Below are 2,254 nucleotides of genomic sequence, written 5' to 3' on the forward strand. Positions count from 1 at the left end.
GGGTCATATACAGATTCAAAGGAATCAGTTTGGGTTACCCAGTTACCATATGTAATGGTTCTATACGTATTCATTGTTAGCCCTACATGCCCTTCTTGTACTTCTTTTTCTTTTAAAGATGGATCTACGCGTGTAATTGTCTTATTTGGTATTTCACTACGATCACCAACTGAAATAGATACATTTTTAGGCTTGTCTTGAGCAGTACCTATAATATAGATGGTTAGTGTACCATGATTCATCACACTGAGAATATAAATGGATTGTTGGTATGGATTTCTAAACTTAAAGTCTAAATAGCCCCATGCTACTGTAGCATCACGACCAGCTTGAATATATCCAACAGGTTCAAAGTGAGGTGTACGTTCTACAATATTCATGCCAGATAATAAGGCTGTATTAAAGATGGTAGAACTAACTTGGCAAATGCCACCACCAATACCTGGAACTAATTTGCCATCAATCATTACCGGTGCATCATCATAGCCAGCCTCAGCAGTACGCTCGCCTACAACATCGTTAAAGGAGAATACTGCACCAGGTTTAATCAATGTACCATTGATTTTATCAGATGCGAGTTGAATGTTATGTGTTCTGCTTTCATTATTTGGATCAAAATCTGTACTAAAGGATGCTAGAACGGTATTTAATGGTTTTAAATCAGAATCAGTAACCTTAATAGTATTTTTTGTGGTAAATACCATAGATAGAGATGTGATGCTTTCTCCAGATTGTAATTGATCCTTAAGGTTTTGTAAGGTTGCATCAATATCAATGCGTTTACCTTCTTTAGCAGGATGGAATACAACTTGACCATTCTCAATGGTTAGATATGCATCATGTCCTGGCGTATCAATTGATTTGGCAAGTTCTGTAAGGTAAGTTTTGCTTTTTACCTCGTCTAGCTTATATTGAGGTTGAAAATGTTGTCCATAATATAAGGCATTAAATCTATGTGAAAGCAAGGTCCACCAATCATCTTCATACCCATATGTAGAAATAGCTTTTACCACAGCCTCAGTATCTACTTGAATACCTAAATCATGATACGTAGCCTGTTGTTTTTTATTATTCCCCATATCAATGGATATAGTCTGTTGTGGTATTTTACTATTTAGCTCTTGTATTCGAGCTTGTAATTCACCCTTTGGTGTATTAGATAAATCTGTATCATTGTAAAATACACCATACGATGTATTTTCTGTTGGGATGTATGAGCAGCCGCTCGTACTCAGCAGGACAAGCATAGTCCCTAATATTATATATTTTTTACTCATTGTATTATAAACTCTCCCAAATTAGTCATTATATTCTCTAATTATAGCATATAAGTACCTATTCTATGGTACAATTATATTGATATTTTTAGGGGTAAGGGTGAATTATGTCAGTGTCTAAGGAACAACAAAAACATTTCTATTTGCGCAATAATGATGCGCTTATGAATAGTACAAAGTTGTCTATGAAAGCCAAGCAAAGTATATTACTATCTAAGGCTGAAAATACTGTGGATGCTTACGAATCGGATTGGGATGATTTCGTAGATTGGTGTACCTATCAAAAGGTATCTTATTTTCCGGCTACACCAGAAACCATAGTAAACTATATTAATGATCTTGCTGATTATGCTAAGGCAAACACGATTTCTCGTCGTATTAGCGCTATATCAGAGAATTATAATGCGTCTGGCCATCGGGATAATCCATGTATGGCGCCTATCGTAAAACAAGCGTTACGGGGCATTAGACGTTTAAAAGGTACATTCCAACAAGGTAAGACACCAGTCCTATTAGAGGATATTGAAGATATTTTAGATTGTATGACCAAGCTAGATGTACCGGAATTACAACTATTACGTGATAAAGCTATTCTTTTAATCGGATTTATGGGTGCTTTTCGTCGTAGCGAAATTGCGTCTATTACAGTAGAACATCTTCAATTCTCTCCGCAAGGTGTTGAGATCTTTATACCATCATCTAAAGCCGACCAAGAAGGTCAAGGTGCTGTAGTGGCGATTCCGCATCTATCTGGTTCTCCTTTAGACGCAGTTTGTGCCTTACAACAATGGTTACGTGCATCTGGTATAACAGAAGGTCCTGTATTTAGAGGTTTTACTAAAAATATGTCAATACGTAAAACAGCTATATCCGATAAGATGATTGCCGAAATCGTAAAGAAATATATTTCTCTTATCGGTCTTGTTGCCACCGTATAGCCCTGCTGCCTGCAATAATCAGTTACTGCAGCAGCCGCC

General features: G+C 36.7%; 1 protein-coding gene and 1 pseudogene. One reads left to right on the forward strand and one right to left on the reverse strand.

From position 1 onward, the window contains the following. Positions 1-1,277, reverse strand: a 1,277-nt coding sequence (locus Q7P05_RS06710; RefSeq protein WP_303931245.1) for a VanW family protein, incomplete at its 3' end; no start/stop codon positions are given. Positions 1,278-1,384: 107 nt separating this feature from the next. Between Q7P05_RS06710 and Q7P05_RS06715 the strand changes: the two are divergent. Beyond that, positions 1,385-2,200, forward strand: a pseudogene (locus Q7P05_RS06715) (site-specific integrase); the annotation flags it as partial. Between the last annotated feature and the right edge of the window lie 54 nt (positions 2,201-2,254).

Source organism: Veillonella dispar (genome assembly GCF_937975875.1).
Lineage (GTDB): Bacteria > Bacillota > Negativicutes > Veillonellales > Veillonellaceae > Veillonella > Veillonella dispar_B.